The 16,706-nt window shown below is 70.4% G+C and carries 18 protein-coding genes and 1 tRNA gene; 5 read left to right on the forward strand and 14 right to left on the reverse strand.

The window, feature by feature from the left end; genetic code table 11:
• Nucleotides 1–40: 40 nt before the first annotated feature.
• Entirely contained in the window at nt 41–700 is a 660-nt protein-coding gene (locus ASF39_RS00195) for a methyltransferase (RefSeq protein ID WP_156648234.1), read from the reverse strand.
• A complete protein-coding gene (locus tag ASF39_RS00200) occupies nt 697–1,842 on the reverse strand; it encodes a glycosyltransferase family 4 protein (protein ID WP_056280131.1) in 1,146 nt (381 codons plus the stop codon). The genes ASF39_RS00195 and ASF39_RS00200 overlap by 4 nt, the downstream gene beginning before the upstream one ends.
• A gap of 84 nt (nt 1,843–1,926) precedes the next feature.
• On the opposite strand from ASF39_RS00200, the gene ASF39_RS00205 reads away from it, so the two are divergent.
• Nucleotides 1,927–3,081 (forward strand): DNA topoisomerase IB, encoded by a 1,155-nt coding sequence (locus tag ASF39_RS00205; RefSeq protein WP_055878651.1) that lies wholly within the window; start codon nt 1,927–1,929, stop codon nt 3,079–3,081.
• A 13-nt stretch (nt 3,082–3,094) separates the two neighbouring features.
• Here ASF39_RS00205 and ASF39_RS00210 read toward each other — a convergent pair whose 3' ends face one another.
• Nucleotides 3,095–3,769, reverse strand: coding sequence for a response regulator transcription factor (locus ASF39_RS00210; protein ID WP_055878656.1), 675 nt, complete (start codon nt 3,767–3,769; stop codon nt 3,095–3,097).
• Between the two features lie 615 nt (nt 3,770–4,384).
• Here ASF39_RS00210 and ASF39_RS00215 point away from each other — a divergent pair.
• Together ASF39_RS00215 and ASF39_RS00220 are read left to right on the forward strand one after the other, a co-directional pair.
• Nucleotides 4,385–5,113, forward strand: a complete 729-nt coding sequence (locus ASF39_RS00215; RefSeq protein WP_056280134.1) for a response regulator transcription factor — start codon at nt 4,385–4,387, stop codon at nt 5,111–5,113.
• A 97-nt stretch (nt 5,114–5,210) separates the two neighbouring features.
• Nucleotides 5,211–5,287 (forward strand) — tRNA-Arg (locus tag ASF39_RS00220).
• Nucleotides 5,288–5,300: 13 nt separating this feature from the next.
• Here ASF39_RS00220 and ASF39_RS00225 read toward each other — a convergent pair.
• Nucleotides 5,301–6,179, reverse strand: coding sequence for an SDR family oxidoreductase (locus tag ASF39_RS00225; protein ID WP_056280136.1), 879 nt, complete (start codon nt 6,177–6,179; stop codon nt 5,301–5,303).
• A 110-nt stretch (nt 6,180–6,289) separates the two neighbouring features.
• Between ASF39_RS00225 and ASF39_RS00230 the strand changes: the two genes are divergently transcribed.
• Complete coding sequence (locus ASF39_RS00230) at nt 6,290–6,940, forward strand: SOS response-associated peptidase family protein (protein WP_056280141.1); 651 nt, start codon at nt 6,290–6,292, stop codon at nt 6,938–6,940.
• 94 nt (nt 6,941–7,034) lie between these two features.
• The gene (locus ASF39_RS00235; protein WP_056280146.1) at nt 7,035–7,310 is read left to right on the forward strand and encodes a hypothetical protein; all 276 of its coding nucleotides are present in this window, start codon (nt 7,035–7,037) and stop codon (nt 7,308–7,310) included.
• A gap of 156 nt (nt 7,311–7,466) precedes the next feature.
• Here ASF39_RS00235 and ASF39_RS00240 read toward each other — a convergent pair whose 3' ends face one another.
• From ASF39_RS00240 to ASF39_RS00285, 10 genes are all read right to left on the reverse strand, one after another.
• The gene (locus ASF39_RS00240; RefSeq protein WP_056280149.1) at nt 7,467–7,877 is read right to left on the reverse strand and encodes a DUF1236 domain-containing protein; all 411 of its coding nucleotides are present in this window, start codon (nt 7,875–7,877) and stop codon (nt 7,467–7,469) included.
• A 158-nt stretch (nt 7,878–8,035) separates the two neighbouring features.
• Nucleotides 8,036–8,335: a hypothetical protein gene (locus tag ASF39_RS00245; protein ID WP_056280152.1), complete on the reverse strand. Its 300-nt coding sequence runs from the start codon at nt 8,333–8,335 to the stop codon at nt 8,036–8,038.
• A 53-nt stretch (nt 8,336–8,388) separates the two neighbouring features.
• Nucleotides 8,389–8,718 carry a hypothetical protein gene (locus ASF39_RS00250; RefSeq protein ID WP_055878683.1) on the reverse strand — a complete coding sequence of 110 codons (330 nt, stop codon included), beginning with the start codon at nt 8,716–8,718 and terminating at the stop codon, nt 8,389–8,391.
• A gap of 71 nt (nt 8,719–8,789) precedes the next feature.
• On the reverse strand, nt 8,790–10,187 hold the full coding sequence (locus ASF39_RS00255; protein WP_056280155.1) for a dicarboxylate/amino acid:cation symporter: 1,398 nt from the start codon (nt 10,185–10,187) through the stop codon (nt 8,790–8,792).
• A gap of 252 nt (nt 10,188–10,439) precedes the next feature.
• Entirely contained in the window at nt 10,440–11,315 is an 876-nt protein-coding gene (locus ASF39_RS00260; RefSeq protein WP_056280159.1) for a hypothetical protein, read from the reverse strand.
• A gap of 289 nt (nt 11,316–11,604) precedes the next feature.
• Nucleotides 11,605–12,030, reverse strand: coding sequence for a peptide-methionine (R)-S-oxide reductase MsrB (gene msrB / locus ASF39_RS00265; RefSeq protein WP_056280162.1), 426 nt, complete (start codon nt 12,028–12,030; stop codon nt 11,605–11,607).
• A gap of 76 nt (nt 12,031–12,106) precedes the next feature.
• Nucleotides 12,107–13,198, reverse strand: a complete 1,092-nt coding sequence (locus ASF39_RS00270) for a YihY/virulence factor BrkB family protein (RefSeq protein WP_082494262.1) — start codon at nt 13,196–13,198, stop codon at nt 12,107–12,109.
• A 169-nt stretch (nt 13,199–13,367) separates the two neighbouring features.
• Nucleotides 13,368–14,888, reverse strand: a complete 1,521-nt coding sequence (locus tag ASF39_RS00275) for a malonyl-CoA synthase (RefSeq protein WP_056280170.1) — start codon at nt 14,886–14,888, stop codon at nt 13,368–13,370.
• A gap of 48 nt (nt 14,889–14,936) precedes the next feature.
• Nucleotides 14,937–16,343, reverse strand: a complete 1,407-nt coding sequence (locus ASF39_RS00280) for a malonyl-CoA decarboxylase (RefSeq protein WP_055878709.1) — start codon at nt 16,341–16,343, stop codon at nt 14,937–14,939.
• Nucleotides 16,344–16,479: 136 nt separating this feature from the next.
• Nucleotides 16,480–16,683: a hypothetical protein gene (locus ASF39_RS00285; RefSeq protein ID WP_055880989.1), complete on the reverse strand. Its 204-nt coding sequence runs from the start codon at nt 16,681–16,683 to the stop codon at nt 16,480–16,482.
• Between the last annotated feature and the right edge of the window lie 23 nt (nt 16,684–16,706).

The following is a 16,706-nucleotide window of genomic DNA, read 5'->3' on the forward strand; positions in this document are numbered from 1 at the left end:
GATCTCGCAGGGTCGTCCGGCACCGGCGCGGGCCCTCGCCTCACGCCACGAAGCGCCAGACGCCGCTGTGCTTGATCTCGGCATCCTCGAGAGCGCGGCTCACCGGAACCTCGTAGGTCGCCAGGTTGGTCAGGCGCTCGCGCGGCAGGTAGGTGCGGCCGGGGTCGCCTATGAGCACCACCGCCCCCCTGGCATGGAGGCCGCCGAGCCACTCCGTGACGCGGGCGGCGATGTCGCGCTCGTAGAAGATGTCGGCGGCCAGCACCACCGCATCGCCCGGATCGGTGCCGACGAGGTCGGCGCGCACCGCCGTGATCCGCTCGGCGACGCCGTTGGCGGCGGCGTTGAGGCCGATGGCGGGGATCGCAAAGGGATCGAGGTCGCTGGCCGTCACGCCTCGGGCCCCCGCCATGGCCGCGGCGATGGCGACGAGGCCCGAGCCGGAGGCGAAATCCAGCACCCGTCGCCCGGCCACCACCTCGGGGTTGTCGAGGACATAGCGGGCGAGCGCCTGGCCGCCGGCCCACGCGAAGGCCCAGAACGGCGGCGGCAGGCCGATCTCGGCGAGTTCGTCCTCGGTCTTCTGCCAGAGCACCGTGGCCTCGTCGGCCACATGCAGGACGATCTCGGGCGTGTAGGGCACCGGCAGCAGCCGGGTGTTGGCGCGGATGAAGGCCAGGGTCTCCTCGGGCGCGATCACGACCCGAGTTCCGCATAGAGCGCGCAGACCGCGTCGGTCACGGCGGCCTCGGTGTAGCCGCCGGTCTCGATGCGGGACCGGGCCGCCGCCCCCATCCGGGCGACGAGGGCAGGGTCGCCCGCGAGCCGCGCCAGGGCTTCGGCCAGCGCCGCCGGATCGCCGGGGGGGACGAGCAGGCCCTCGGTCCCGTCGCGCACGAGGTCGCGGCAGCCCGGCACGTCGGTGGTCACCAGCGCCCGGCCGCAGGCGGCGGCCTCCAGCAGCGTGCGAGGCAGGCCCTCGCCGCCGCGCGAGGGCAGGCAGCCGACGTGGTGGCCCGCCCAGACGCCCCGGACATCGTCGGTCGCGCCGTGCCAGGCGATCCCGTCGCCGGTCCACCCGCGCAGGGTCGCCTCGGGAATGGCTCGGCGGTTCGAGGGGTCGGGTGCCCCGTAGAGGGACAGCGCGACGGCGGCGCCTTCTGCGCGGGCGCGGCGCACGGCCTCGACGGCGGTGTCGACGCCCTTCGACCACAGCATCCGCGCCACGAGTGCCACCCGCAGCGGCGGGATCGCGACGAGGGGCGCGACCGGATAGGCCGCAGGATCGATGCCGGCCCCGCCGACGATGGTCACCCGCGTCTCCGACGGATCGAGGCCGAGGGCATGGGCGTCGTGCGCATTCTCGAACAGGAACCGCGTCTTCTTCGACGCCAGCGGCCCCCGGATGAGGTGGCGCAGGCCGAGCCGCGCCATGCGTCCGACCCGGTCCTCCCGAGCGCCGATGAGGCCGAGCCCCGTGAGCGCGTAGACCCGCGCCGGGATGCCTGCCATCGCCGCGGCGGTGCCGCCCACAAGGATGCCGCGCAGGGCGATGCAATGGACGATGTCGGCCCTCAAGGCCTTGAGGATGGCCGCGAGCTGGCCCGCGGCATAGCCCGCCGCCATCGGGTTCAGGCTCGACCGCTCGGCCTCGAGCGCCACCACGCGGGCACCGGTGGCCTCGATGACCGCCCGGTGGTCGCGCACCCGCGTGACCACCGCCACCGCCAAGCCCATGGCGACCGCCGCACGGGCCATCGGCAGGAAGTGCGAGGCGAAGAACCAATCCTCGGTGACGACGTAGACGAGGCAGGTCGGTTTGGGAGGAGCGGGCTGGTCCATGGGACGGCGTGTAGCACGGACGCCGCAGGAACAGCCCGCCGGACACCTCGGTTGAAGCTCGCAACGAACGAGGGGAGCCCGAGGATGGCCACGCCGCAGGAGTCAGACGCGCCCTCCGGCATCGCCGATCCCCGCGAGGCCGCCGAGGAAGCCGGCCTCGTCTACGTGGACGATGCGCGCCCCGGCTTCACGCGGCGCAAGAGCGGCAAGGGGTTCAATTACCGCGACACGAAGGGCGCCACGCTACGCGATGCCAAGACCCTGGCCCGCATCCGCTCCCTCGCGATCCCGCCGGCCTATACCGACGTTTGGATCTGCCCGCGCGCCAACGGCCACATCCAGGCCACGGGGCGCGACGCCAAGGGACGCAAGCAGTACCGCTACCATCCCGATTTCCGGCAGGCCCGCGACGCGACCAAGTTCTCCCGCATCATGGCCTTCGCCGACGCGCTGCCGGGCATCCGCACCCGGGTCGACCGTGACATGTCCCGGCGCGGCCTGCCCCGCGAAAAGGTGCTCGCCACCGTGGTCCATCTCCTCGAGACCACGCTGATCCGGGTCGGCAACGACGACTACGCCCGCACCAACGGCAGCTACGGCCTGACGACGCTCAAGGACCCGCACGTGCGGGTGGACGGCTCCGAGCTGACGTTCCGCTTCACCGGCAAGAGCGGCAAGGAGTGGAACCTCTCGCTCAAGGACAAGCGTGTCGCCAGGATCGTGAAGGCCTGCCAGGACCTGCCCGGCCAGGAGCTGTTTCAGTACCTCGACGACGACGGCGCGCGCCGGGACGTCACGTCGTCCGACGTCAACGCCTATCTGCGCGACATCACGGGGGACGACGTCACCGCCAAGGATTTCCGCACCTGGGCGGGCACGGTGCTGGCGGCCCTGGCATTGCGCGAGTTCGAGGCCTTCGACAGCCAGGCCAAGGCGAAGGCCAACCTACGCGCGGCGATCGAACGGGTGGCCGCGCGGCTCGGCAACACCCCGACGGTCTGCCGGTCCTGCTACATCCACCCTCGCATCCTCGACTGCTACGTGGAGGGTGCTCTCCTGCTCCAGATCAAGGACGCGGTGGAGGACGAACTGCGCGACGATCTCGCCCGCCTGAGGCCAGAGGAGGCGGCCGTGCTCGGGCTGCTGCAATCGCAACTCTCCGCGAACGCAGACGACGGTCCGGGGCGGCGCCGACCGGCGCGCGCCCGCACGACGGCCGGACGGACCACCGCAGGCTGACCCACGTGAGCGCTCACCAAGGGGCGGCGGCGTTCATGGTGGGCCGGGACACGGAGACGGCCCCATCGGTGCCACTGCGGCGCGTGTCGGCGTCCACCACCGGCTTGAGGCCGAGCTTACGTGCCAGGGCGACGAGGTCCTTCAGCCGGCCGGTCTGGGTCTTGCGGCGCAGGTTGAGGCGGTGGGTCTCGACGGTGCGCACGCTCAGGCTGAGGCGGCGGGCGACTTCCTTGTTGCTGAAGCCGGCGCTGAGGAACCGCAGGATCTCGGCTTCGCGCGGCGTCAGCCCCTCGGCGCCGTCGAGGCTTTCGGCGCCGTCGCGATCGTCGGCGACGGGCCGCTGCGCCGGCTGCATCAGCCCGAGCAGGGCGGCGCAGACCTCGCGGGGCGTCGAGTGGCGCGCCACCACCGCATCGGCCCCGGCGGCCAGGAGCGAGCTCAGGGTGGCACTGTCGAGGGACTGGAAGGCCAGCAGCACCTTCACGTCGGCCCGGGCGCGCTTGAGCGTGGCGAGTCGCTCCAGGGTCGGGGTGAAGCCGCTGTCGGGCAGGACGACCAGGGCGACGGCGGGCACGCTGCCGGTTTCCCCGACCGTATAGAGCGCCGGTTCATGCTCCAGGGCGGCCCGCAGGGACGGGTCCAGCGCCTCTGATTCGTCGATGATCACCACCCCAACCGCTGCGGTCATGCCGCTCCCCTTGATCGTGTCCCGTCGCGAGACGTCGCGACTGGGATAGGGGGACAGTGATCAAGACCCGTTCCAGGCTTTCCTTAACGAGGACTTGGCTGCACTTGCGATCTCGAATATGGTGAACTCGACAACACTCGCAGCCATTTCACCGGGTTCGGCGAGATCATCGAAAACGTCCCTCTCCCTCGAGTTCGTAGCCAAGCCCTTGATCGAGGCTCGTGTTTTTCGCCCGGGGACGGCGAGCGCCAGTCGGGCGGTGGAGGCACGAGGCCCGTCGCAGGCTCGCGACCGGTCGTCATACGGTCCGTCCCGTCCCCGAACCCGGGACGGGGCCGATCCCAAAACGATGCGGTCGGCAGGCGTGCGGGTGGCAGGCGCCCCTGGACGGCGTGCCGGTCGGGGACGGGCGTCGTCCCGATCGGCCGGGTCGCAGGTTCGGGGCCTGCCCCCTGACACGGAGAGCGTCGACCTCCCGCACAGCGGGGATGAACGGGCTCTGGCATCCGCTCGAACGTCACCGGCGTTCCGGCACGCAGCCAGCGGATCGAGGCTGGACATTCGGGCCGCCCGCCGCGATGGCGCTCCGCCGCGCCTTCCAATACGAAACCGACGATGACCTCACCTTCTTTGCAGCGTCGATGCGCAATCGTGGCCGACGACGACGAGTTCTTCCGGCTCGCCATGAGCGCCATCCTGTCGCGACGCCTGGGCTTTGCCGAGGTGATCGAGACGGGCTCCCTCGACGAAGCCCTGGCGCGGCTGGGCGAGCGCGACGGCGGGGTCGATCTGGCCTTGTTCGACCTCGACATGCCGGGAATGGCCGGCGCGAGATCGCTCGGCGCGGTGCGCGAGTGCTTCCCGGACGTCGTGGCGGCCATCGTCTCGGCATCGGCGCGGCGGCACGACATCCTCCTCGCCCTCGAAGCCGGTGCGCACGGCTACGTCCCCAAGGGGCTCGGCGCCGCCGAGATGACGCGGGTGATCGAGATGATCCTGTCGGGCGTCCTCTACGTGCCGCCGAGCCTCGCGCAGGCGCCGCCGTCCGGCCCGTCCTTTGACCGACCACCGCCGGCGTTCCGCCGCTGCGGCGAGGACGGCGGACCGGCCACGGTGCTCGCCAACCTCACCCGCCGCCAGCGTGACGTGCTCGCCCTCATCGTCGGCGGCAAGGCCAACAAGGAGATCGCCCGCGCCCTGTCGCTCAGCGAGGGCACCGTGAAGGTCCACGTGGCCGCACTCCTGCGCGCCCTCCACGTGAACAACCGGGCCGCGGCGGCGGTCCAGGGCGCCCGCCTGCTGGAGGCGCGCCGGGTGCACTCCGGCGCTTTCTCGGACGGATGAGGCGAACGCCTTCCGATAGGGGTTGCCAAGCCGAAACGGAGGCCTTAGACACCGCCTCCGACCGGCACGGCATCCAACAGCCCGCCCGTCGCACCGCGCGCCCGTAGCTCAGCTGGATAGAGCACCAGACTACGAATCTGGGGGTCAGGAGTTCGAATCTCTTCGGGCGCGCCATTCAAAATCAGCTTCAATACATCGGCGTCCCGCCCGTGACCGGGACGAGTGCTCCGGACATGTAGCTGCCCTCGCGGGAGGCCAGCAGCACGTAGGCGGGGGCGAGTTCCGCCGGCTGTCCGGCCCGGCCGAGAGGCGTGTCGGCGCCAAGCTGAGCGATTTCGTCGGGGCTCTTCACGATGGGCTGGATCGGCGTCCAGATCGGGCCGGGCGCCACGCAGTTCACGCGGATGCCCTTCGGAGCGAGGAGGTTGGACAGCCCGATGGTGAGGCTCGCGATGGCGCCCTTCGTGGCGGCGTAGATGAGCATGGTCCGGTCGGCGATCTTGGCCTGCTGACTCGTGGAATTGACGATCGCCGACCCCGGCTTCATGTGCGGCACGGCCGCCCGGGCGAGGTAGTACATCGCGAAGACGTTGGCGCGGAACGAGCCTTCCAGGTCTTCTGCCGTCACGTCGTCGAGGCCGTCGTTGACGGTCTGCGCGGCGGCGTTGTTCACGAGGATGTCGATGCCGCCGAGCCCCGTCACGGTCCGCGCGACGAGATCCCGGCAATGGGCCTCGTCGCGGATGTCGCCCGGCAGCAACAGGGCGCGGCGTCCGGCCTTCTCGATCCACCGGGCGGTGTCCTCGGCGTCGGATTGCTCGACCGCGAGATAGGAGATCGCCACGTCCGCCCCCTCGCGGGCATAGGCGATGGCCACCGCACGACCGATGCCGCTGTCGCCGCCGGTGATGAGGGCGACCTTGCCCTTGAGGAGGCCCTTGCCGACGTAGCTGTCCTCGCCGTGGTCCGGCGCGGGTGTCATCCGAGAGGTCAGGCCCGGCCGCTCCTGCTGCTGGTCTCCGGGAAACGGCGGGCGCGGGCCGGCGTCGCGTGGATCCGATGTCATCGTTGGTCCCTTTACCGAAGCGGGTCTCTTCCGAGGACTCGGGCTTGTCCCGCAACCTTGGGCCAACGTGGGCAGGGCCGGGTTCGTGGCTGCGACAGAATGGGGCCGGCATGTGCAACCTCTTCGGCCTCGTCACGCCGCAGGCTGAGATCCGCGCACTCTTCGGCGTCGCGCTCGACCGGGCCGGCAACCCGCCGGCGCTGCCGGGCATCTTCCCGGACCAGCGCGCGCCGATCGTTCGGCTCGAGGGTGACGAGCGGGTACTTGAGATGGTCCGGTGGGGCATTCCGAGCCCCAAGCAGTTCGGCGAACACCCGGTCACCAACGTGCGCAACGTGAAAAGCCCGCATTGGCGTCCCTGGCTCGAGCCGGAGTATCGCTGCCTCGTGCCGGTCTCCTCGTTCTCGGAATACGCCGATACCAAGCCCGGGAAGACGCCGACGTGGTTCGCCCTCAACGAGGACCGGCCGCGGTTCGCCTTCGCCGGCATCTGGCGGCCCTGGACGGGCGTTCGCGGCACCAGGGCGGAGAAGCCCGACCGCGAGGAGGCCGAACACCGGCTGTTCTCATTCCTCACCTGCGAGGCGAACGGGATCTTCGGCCCCGTCCATCCCAAGGCCATGCCGGTGCTGCTGACGACGCCCGAGGAGTGGCGCACCTGGCTGGAGGCCACGACCGAGGTCGCGCTGGAACTTCGGCGGCCGTTGCCCGATACCGCGATGACGATCGTAGCCGCAGGTGCGAGGCAGGACCCGGCGTGACGATCGCGAGCCGATGGCGTCTCCCGGGACGACCGCGGTCGATGCCTTGCGCGGACGTCGTGGCGGTCAACAGAGATCCGGTCGAGGAGATACGATGGCGTTCAAACCGAAGTCCGCATCCGAGACGAAGGCCGCGGACCTGGCCTCCGCCATCGTTCGGATCGCGGATCGCGACGGTGCACCCCTCACCATCGGCGTGGACCGGCTGCGGCAGGGCAATCCGCGGCTGACGCCCCTGGCGATCGGCCAGATGTTCCGCAAACACCGCGACACCCTCGACGCGGCCCTGGCCGAACGTGGGTACGCCCTCGTCGACTACTCCGACCAGGGACCGGGACGGGGGATGGCGTTCGAGATCGCCCCCGCCTGAGCGCGGGGGCCTCATCCCATTTCCGGGTGATCACTTCGTGATAAGGAAATGGGCTTCGCTCAGTCGCCGCGCGGGCTCGGTGAAACGGTTCCCGCTTGATCCAAGCGGAAACCGCATCACTCACAAAAGCCGCCGGGCGTCACGGCCGAACATCGTTCACTCGATGATCTCGACGATGCGACGCGTGCCGGGATCGACCAGGACCGGCCGCCCGTTGACGATGGTGTAGTTGAGGCCCTGCAGGGCGAACTCGGGCGGAACGTCGTAATAGACCACGCCCTCTCTGGGCAGGACTGTCCCGACGCGGACGGTGCCCTTCAGCGCGAACGACGGGCGCGGCTCGGCGAGGGTATAGATCCGGAAGCGCTCGCGCCGGTCGATGCCCAAAATCTCGTTCGCGGTCCCGACGGCCCCGCCGATCGCGCTCCCGACCGCCGCACCGAGGGGGCCGGCGATATTGCCGCCGCGCTCCGCGCCGTCTTGCGAACCGCGCGCGAGCCCCTGCCCCTGGGCGGCCGTGGCGAGGCCTACGGCCAGGGTGAGGGCGAGAGAGAACGTCGTTCGCATGGGGATTCCCGAAAGCTGGACCGAAACCGGCGCCCCCATCCGGCGGCCGGATTGGCCGAACCGCCGAGGAGGCCCACGGGTCTCCTAGACCCATCCGTGCCCGGCGGCAGCATCTTCGATCCGGATGCGGCTCGGCCGGCCCGCCGCCGGCAGGGGGCTCAGGACGCGATCTCGCCGTGATAGGTCTTCAGCGACGACACCACCGCCTCGACGCTCGCATCGTCGACCCGGACCGAGACCTCGACCTTTCCGGCCAGGGCCGGCTCGCCGTCGGTGCCGGTCTTGGGGTGCCCGTCCTCGATGTCGGCCCTGGCCGCTTCGGTCCCGGCGGTGTTCTCACCGGACGCAGCGCCGACCTCGACGGCGGTCCGGTCGACGCCGTGCTCCTGCACGATGTGCTCCACGGCCATCTCCGCGTCGCGGCGCGACTTGAACTGCGCTGAAATCGTCTTCGACATGATCGCTCCGGCCTGCGGGTGTGAGCGTCAAACCGGCCGCGTGCCCGAAAGGTTCAACCGTCACCGGAGCGGTGATCGGCCTCGTTTTCGTACCAGGCGGCGTAGCCGGTGTTCCCGACCAGTCTGCGGTTGAGGTCCGGCGCGCCGTCCGTCCACCACACCGGGCCGCGTTCGCCGAGGCCGTGCTTTGCGGCGTCGACGGCGGCCCGGGCCCGCGCGATGGCGGCCTCGTCGCCGGCGCGCCTACCCGCCTTCACGGCGCGGCGCGCATCCATGAGGTCGTGCACCAGGCGGTCGCGGACCGGGCCGGCGAGGTCCGGCCGCTGGCGGCGCCAGAGCCGGCCGCGCACGACGATGTAGCGGCCGTCCGGCGTCTCGAGCACCCGCTTGGCTGGATCCTCGCCCTGGACACCCGGCCGGTCGGCGGTCGGGCCCGACCGCGCTCGCGGCCCGGTCAGCGCGGGCCTGCCGCCGCCGTCGGCGACGGAGCGACCGCGTCGTCCATATTCGGCGCATGGTCCGAGATATCGGTGCCGATCGAGACCGGATGCGCCATGACCTGGGCGAGCTTCTCCTTGTCGAGTTCGCCCTCCCAGCGGGACACGACGATGGTGGCGACACCGTTGCCGATGAGGTTGGTGAGGGCGCGGCACTCCGACATGAACTTGTCGACGCCGAGCACCAGGGTCATCGCCGCGACCGGAACGGGATTGCCGGGGATGGCGGCGAGCGTCGCGGCCAGGGTGATGAAGCCCGCACCCGTCACGCCGGAGGCGCCCTTCGACGTCAGCATCGCGACGAGGAAGATCGTCGCGTACTGCCCGACCGTGAGGTCGGCGCCCACCGCCTGCGCCAGGAACAGCGTGGTGAGCGTCATGTAGATGTTGGTGCCGTCGAGGTTGAACGAGTAGCCGGTCGGGATCACGAGGCCCACCACCGAGTCCGAGGCGCCGAGGCGCTTCATCTTCGTCATCATGTGCGGCAGCACGGTCTCGGACGACGAGGTGCCGAGCACGATCAGCAACTCGTCCTTGATGTAGGCCAGGAACTTGATGATCGAGAAGCCGGCGAAGGCCGCGATGCCGCCGAGCACGACGAAGATGAACAGGAGCGAGGTGGCGTAGAAGGTGCCCACCAGCCACGCGAGGTCGATGACCTTGCCGATGCCGTACTGGCCCACCGTGAAGGCCATGGCGCCGAAGGCGCCGATCGGGGCGAGCTTCACGATGAGGCCGATGATGCGGAAGAACATCTGGCCGACCGCGTCGATGCCGCGCGTGATGCCGGCGCCCCGCTCGCCCATGCCGGTGAGCACGACGCCGGTCAGGATCGAGATCAGGAGCACCTGCAGCAGGTCTCCGGTGGCGAAGGCGTCGAAGAAGCTCTTGGGAATGATGCCGAGCAGATGGGCGACCGTGGAATCGGAGGCCGCCTTGCTGGCGTAGCCCTCCACCGCCTTGGCGTCGAGCTTGCTCACGTCCGCTCCGAAACCGGCGCCGGGCTGGACGATCTCGCCCACCAGGATGCCGACGAGCAGGGCCACGGAGGACACCACCTCGAAATAGATCAGCGCCTTCAGTCCGACCCGGCCGACCTTCTTGAGGTCGCCGATCGAGGCGATGCCATGGACGATGGTGCAGAAGATGATCGGCGCGATCATCATCTTGATCAGCGCGATGAAGCCGTCGCCCATCCATTTGAAGGACTTGCCCCACTCCGGGTACAGCCAGCCGACCAGGATGCCGAGGGCGATCGCGATCAGGACCTGGATGTAGAGGACCCGGTACCAGGGCTCCTTCGACGTCGGCGTGGCCACCGCTGGCGCGGCGGGGGAGGTGATCGTCTGGGCCATGTTTCCTCGCCTGCGCACGCTTGATCCGCGTGTCGCATCCCGTTCATCGGTCGCGTTGGTTGCAACGCTAGCGATTCTGGTGCGCCCGCTCAATCGCCGAAGACGGCGGTGGCGATTTTAATCCCGGCCCTTCGGGAGGACCGACGCCGGCGGCGGCACGCGGATCGCATGTCCCCGAGAGAACGAGCGCACCGCTACCCGCACGGGCCGTCCGGCTCGCGATACCGCGAGCCGGACGGCCCACGCTCGACCCTACTGCTGCGTGCGGCGCGGCCGGACGGTCCAGCGCTCGAAGGAGCCGTCCTCGTCGCGGGGCGGCTCCTGGGGCGGATGAACGGCGGCGCCGAGCGCCTGCGACAGGCTCTCGAACACGTCTTCCATCCGCGTGTCCGGCGGCGGCTGTGGCTGGTCGGACTCGTGATCCTCGGCCGGGGCGGGGTCCGTGAAGGGAATATGCGCGGGCGGCATCGGCGCAGCCGCCGCCGCGGCGACCGGCGCGGCCGCTGCGACCGGAGGAACGCTCCCGACGATGCGGCGCAGGGTGTTGGCGACGCTGCCGTCTTCGGAGGCCTTGGGCGCCGTGTTGTAGCGACCGAAGCCGAAGCGCGGCTCGACGAGGTCGAGCACGGCATCAAGGGCCGCGTTGCTCAGGGCGATCTCGCCGGGCTGGGGCGCGCCGTTGATGCCGACCGCGTGCCGGTCGAAGGCCGGGTCGGCCGTCACCTCCGGGCCGAACCACGACGGAACCGCGAAGGCCGCGGCCTCCTCGGCCCCGTCGAAGGCGACGCTGACCATGTCGAGGGTCGCAGGGGCGACGTAGCGGTCGAGCAGGATCTCCCGCCCCGCCGGAAGCGCGATCACCGTGCGGTCGTAGGCGGCCTTGCCCGAGCAGACGTCGAGCAGCGCCTCGCCGTGGGCGCGGGGCACCTCCGTGCGTTCCTCGCTGGTCCCGCCGTCGGGCGCCGCGGTCACGAGGACGAGGTGGCAGTTCTGACCGTCGACGCGAACGTAGGAGGTCCGTCCCCCCTGGGGAGGGAAATAGCCCTCCGAGATGCGAGACCCGCCCCGCTCCTTGCGGATCAGGCGGACCAGGGACGAGGCGACGAGGAACCGGCGGACGACGCTCATACTCACTCCTCACGGCACTATCGGCCGGCCTCGGGCGATGGTGGCGCCGGACGTCGCGCCCTCTCCCGTCCCTCCATCGATCCGCGGCCCTCGCGGGACCGCCGTCGACATCCGGGACGAAGACCGTCGTCCGATGCATAGCCTCGGAATCGCCCGCGGGCGGTCCCGCCGACCGTCGTCATGGCCTAAGGGAAAAGGCGTCGAAATCAAGACGCGGCTCCTCGGGGGAGCGGGACGGTGCTGCATTTGCTCCGCCACCGAGGGCCTTGGCGGTCTCCGATCCCCTGCGTCAGGCGTTGGGTTCGAAGCGCAGCGAGAGTCCGTTCATGCAATAGCGCAGGCCTGTCGGGGCCGGGCCGTCGTCGAATACGTGGCCGAGGTGGCCCTTGCAGCGGGCACAGTGGACTTCGGTCCGCGTCATCCAGTGGCTGCGGTCGACCTGCGTCTCGACGGCATCCTCGATCGGGTCGAAGAAACTCGGCCAGCCGCTGCCGGACTCGAACTTGGTGCCGGTCTGGAACAGGGGCAGGTCGCAGCCGGCGCAATGGAAGGTGCCGGGGCGCTTCTCCGCGTTGAGACAGCTCGTCCCGGCGCGCTCGGTGCCGTGCTCGCGCAGGACGCGGTACTGCTCCGGCGTCAGGATGCGACGCCATTCGGCGTCCGTCCGTTCGATGACCGTCGCGTCGGTGCCGGTCCCCTCGGCGGTATCGCTCATGGTGCCCTCCCCTCGTTGTCTCGCCCATGAGATGGGGCGCAGGGCCGTCTTCTTCGAGATGGCGCGGCCAAAACCGTCAGGTGGCGGCGCCCAAGGTATCGGCCATGCGAGCCTGGCGCAGCCCCATGGGCAGTTCCGGGCCGGTGGTGGTGTCGCGCGCGGTCTGGTGTTCCATCTCGGCGTTGATCTCGGCCCCGAGCAGGACGATCGTCACCGAAATCCAGATCCAGGTCATGAAGCCGATCACCGCTCCCAGCGAGCCGTAGGTCTCGTTGTAGTTCCCGAAGCCCGCCACGTACCAGGAGAACAGGATCGAGGCGACGAGCCAGAGGACGCCGGCCACCACGCTGCCGGTGCCGACCCAGCGCCAGCGTGCCCGCTCGCGGCTCGGGCCGTAGCGGTAGAGGAGGGAGAGGCCGCCCAGCAGCACCACCAGCATCGCCGGCCAGCGCAGCTGGGCGAGAAGCCAGGCGTTCTCGCCGAAGCCGACGAAGGTGAGGACGACGGGCAGCACCACCACCCCGGTGAGCGCCAGGATGACGAAGACGAGGGCGCCCACCGTGAAGGTCAGCGAGCGCAGGTTCAGCATCACGAAGGAGCGCTTCTCCTCTTCCTCGTAGACGATGTTGAGGGCGTCGAAGATCGCCTTCACCGCCGCGTTGGCGCTCCACACTGACAGAACGAGCGAGGTGAAGAAGGTCAGCCCGAGGGATTCGTTGCTCTTGCTGGCGATGCGCTTGATCTGCTCGCCGACGATCTCCACCGCCCCCGACGGCAACACGCCCTGCATCGCCGAGACGTGTTCGTTGATCACGTTGGCGTCGGCGAACAGGCCGTAGCAGCTCACCAGCGCCGCGATGGCCGGCACCAGCGACAGCAGGGTGTAGAAGGTCACGCCGCCGGCCACCGACAGCACCCGGTCCTTGTTGAACTCGACGAAGACCCGGTAGCCGATGTCCTTCCAGCCCGAGGCCGGGATCTCGGCGGGAGTGCTGGCAGCCCGTCCTCGATGGACCTCGGCGGCGGCCACGCTGCGCGCCTCGCTGCCGCTCAGGGACAGGGCGCCCTCCCCCTCGGGCTGCGGCGGCCCGGGCCTCGCACGCGCCGGATCGGCGCCGCCCCTGGCGCGGAGGGAGGCCGCAGCCAGGCCGATGAGGGCGACGCCCATCACGCCCGTCCAGAGCCACGCCGCGGCTGTCTCGGGGCGGGTTTCGGGTCGAGGGGGCGATGACATGGGGCAACCGGGATCGACGGGGGCATGCGCCCGCCCTGCCTCGGGGCAGAACGGTGCGGTGGGCAGGCCCGCATCCGCGCTCGAGGCAGATACCGGTTTTCGGTCAGCCCCGGTAGAGCCCCGCGTGGGTGTCGCGCAGGAGGTTCTTCTGGACCTTGCCCATGGCGTTGCGCGGCAGTTCGTCGGCGAACAGGATGCGCTTGGGGCATTTGAAGCGGGCGAGCCGCCCCTCCAGCGTGCGCAGGATCTCCGCCTCGCCGGGTGCATCGGGCCGGGCCACGACGACGGCGGTGACGCCCTCGCCGAAATCGGCGTGGGGCAGGCCGATCACGGCCGATTCGACGACGCCGGGCAGGGCGTCGATCTCGTTCTCGACCTCCTTCGGGTAGACGTTGTAGCCGCCGGTGATGATGAGGTCCTTGCCGCGCCCGACGATGTGGACGTAGCCGCGGGCGTCGATCTTGCCGAGATCGCCGGTGATGAAGAACCCGTCGGTCTTGAACTCGGCCGCCGTCTTCTCCGGCATGCGCCAGTAGCCCTTGAACACGTTGGGGCCCTTGACCTCGATCATGCCGACGGCGTCGGCCGGCAGGTGCGCCCCGGTCTCGGGGTCCACCACCCGCACGGCGACCCCGTCCAGGGGCAAGCCCACGGTGCCGGCGATGCGGTCGCCCTCGTAGGGGTTGGAGGTGTTCATGTTGGTCTCGGTCATGCCGTAGCGTTCGAGGATGGCGTGGCCGGTGCGCGCCTGCCAGTCGCGGTGCGTCTCGGCGAGGAGCGGCGCCGAGCCCGACACGAACAGGCGGATCGCGGCGGTCGCCTCGGGCGTCAGGCCCGGCTCCTTGAGGAGGCGGGTGTAGAAGGTCGGCACGCCCATCATCGTGGTGGCGCGCGGCATCAGGGCGAGGATCTGCTTGGCGTCGAACTTCGACAGGAAGATCATCCCGGCGCCGCTGGCGAGCACGACGTTGGTCGCCACGAACAAGCCGTGGGTGTGGAACACCGGCAGGGCGTGAATCAGCACGTCGTCGGCGTCGAAACGCCAGGTCTGCGCCAGGGTCACCGCGTTCGAGGCGAGGTTGGCATGGGTCAGCATCGCGCCCTTGGAGCGCCCGGTGGTGCCGGATGTGTAGAGGATGGCGGCCAGATCGTCGGGGTCGCGGGCGACGTCGGCGAAGTCGGGATCGGCCGCGTCCGCCGCCTCGGCGATGGCCCCGCGTCCGGAGGCGTCGAGGGTCGTCACGCGGCCGACGCCGGCGGCGGTGGCCACCGGCTCCAGGCTCTCGCGCCGGGCCGGATCGCAGACGAACAGGGCGGGTTCGGCGTCCGCGAGGAAATACGCCACCTCGGCGGCGGTGTAGGCTGTGTTCAAGGGCAGGAAGACCGCGCCGGCCCGCACGGCGCCGAGATAGAGGAACACGACCTCGGCGCTCTTCTCGACCTGCACCGCCACGCGGTCGCCGGGCCCCACGCCGAGACCGACCAGGGCGGCGGCATAGGCGCCGGACCGCGCGACGAGATCGGCATAGCTGTAGCGCGTGCCCTCGCCGGTCTCGATCACCGTCTTGGCGGCGGGATCGGCCGGCAGGTTCGCGCGGACGAGGTCGAACAGGGTCTGGCTCATGGGCGGCGATGCTGACTCGTTAAGACCGGCGGTCCCGACGCGGGGCACTCAGGCCTCCGCGAGGGCGACGGCGCGCGGCGGCGGCAGGTTGGCGCGCAACTCCCGGGTGACGGCGCTGGACGCCGAGACGGTGCCGAGGTTGGCGTAGGTTTCGTGGTTCTTCTCGATGGCGGCAAGGTCGTAGAGGTAGTTGACCATCAGGCCATAGGATTGCGCCAGCCCCTTGCCCGAGACGTCGCCGAGGAAGTTCATGCGTTCGAGCCGGGCGCCGTTGCCGAGGTGGAACCGGGCGACCGGATCGACGGGGCGGGCGCGATCGGTCTTGGCCCGCAGGAAGTAGGCGGCGGCTGCCGGCAGCAGCGCCTTGCGCACCGCCTCGGACTTGGTCTTGTCGGTGGCCCAATCCGGGGCGTCGAGCAGGCGCAGGGCCTCGACGTCCTCGCGGGTGAGGCTGAGCGGCGCCTCCGCCCGGCGCTCGCGGTCGAGCCATTTGGCGAAACCCGGCACCGGCGACAGGGTGACGAAGGTCTTGAGGCTCGGGATGTCGCGGGCCAGGTCCTCCACCACCTGCTTGATCAGGAAGTTGCCGAAGGTGACGCCGGCCAGGCCCTTCTGGCAGTTCGAGATCGAGTAGAAGATGGCGGTGTTGGCCGCCCGCAGCGGCAATGCCTGGCGGTCGTGCGCCAGGATCGGCGCGATCGCCGGGGCGATGCCGGCGGTCAGCGCCACCTCCACGAAGATCAGGGGCTCGTCGACCAGGGCCGGATGGAAGAAGGCGAAGCAGCGCCGGTCCTGCGGCTCGATCCGGCGGCGCAGGTCGTCCCAGCCGGCGATCTCGTGCACCGCCTCGTAGCGGATGATCTTCTCGAGGATGTGCGCCGGCGTCGTCCAGTCGATGTGCCGCAGGACGAGGAAGCCGCGGTTGAACCAGGACGCGAACAGGTGCTCGAAATCGTTGTCGAGACTGTCGGCCGCCTCGATCAGGGCGTGGTCGTCACCGGCCGCGCGCAGGTCGCGGCGTAGGGTCATCAGGTCCTCGCGCATCCGCACCAGGGCGAGCGTGCCGTCGCGGGCGAGGTTGAGGCGCCGGATCAGTTCCTGGCTGCGCGGCTCGGCGGACTTGTGGAGGACGCCGAGGGCCGCCCGCGTCGGATTGGCGCGGTACGTCGTGATCGCGTCCTCGATCCCGGTGTGATCGGCGCCGAACTCCATGGCCACGAGGCGCAGGAACGTCCCGCGCTCCTCGCGAGACAGGGAGGTGTAGCGTTCGAGGATCAGGCGCGCGAGCGCGACCCCGGATGCCTCGCCGCGCCGCGAGATCAGATCCTCGCACAAGCCGACGAGTTCGATGGCGTTGGCCCGGGCGGCAAGGTCGCCCCGCCCGAAGCCGATCAGGTCGCGCCCGCGATCGCTGATCGTTTGAATGAGGTCGCCGAAGAAGGAGATCGCCGCCATGCCGAGTCGCCTGAGCCTTCACCCCTGGAGCGATGCCGACCACGACGGAAGAGGGTGTCCGACCGGCATCGCACTCTAGGATGCCTCGCGTGCGAGGGCCAGTCTCAAGCCGCGGCGGCGACCGTGGCCGGCGGCGTCAGCGGTGCCCGCCCGCGAGGCCTTCGATGCGGGCGCAATCGGCCCGCAGGCGCCAATCATCGATGCCGTGCTGGCGGGCGAACCGGATTTCGGCCGCGCGCAACGCACGGCCCGCATCCCGCGCCCGGGCGATCTCCACGGATCCGATCGTGAACGGAACGCCCATGATCTCCCTGGCGAAAGCGACACGGTAGCTCGGCATGGCAAACTCCATGGTTCGGACGA

The sequence above is a fragment of the Methylobacterium sp. Leaf108 genome (assembly GCF_001423265.1).
GTDB lineage: Bacteria > Pseudomonadota > Alphaproteobacteria > Rhizobiales > Beijerinckiaceae > Methylobacterium.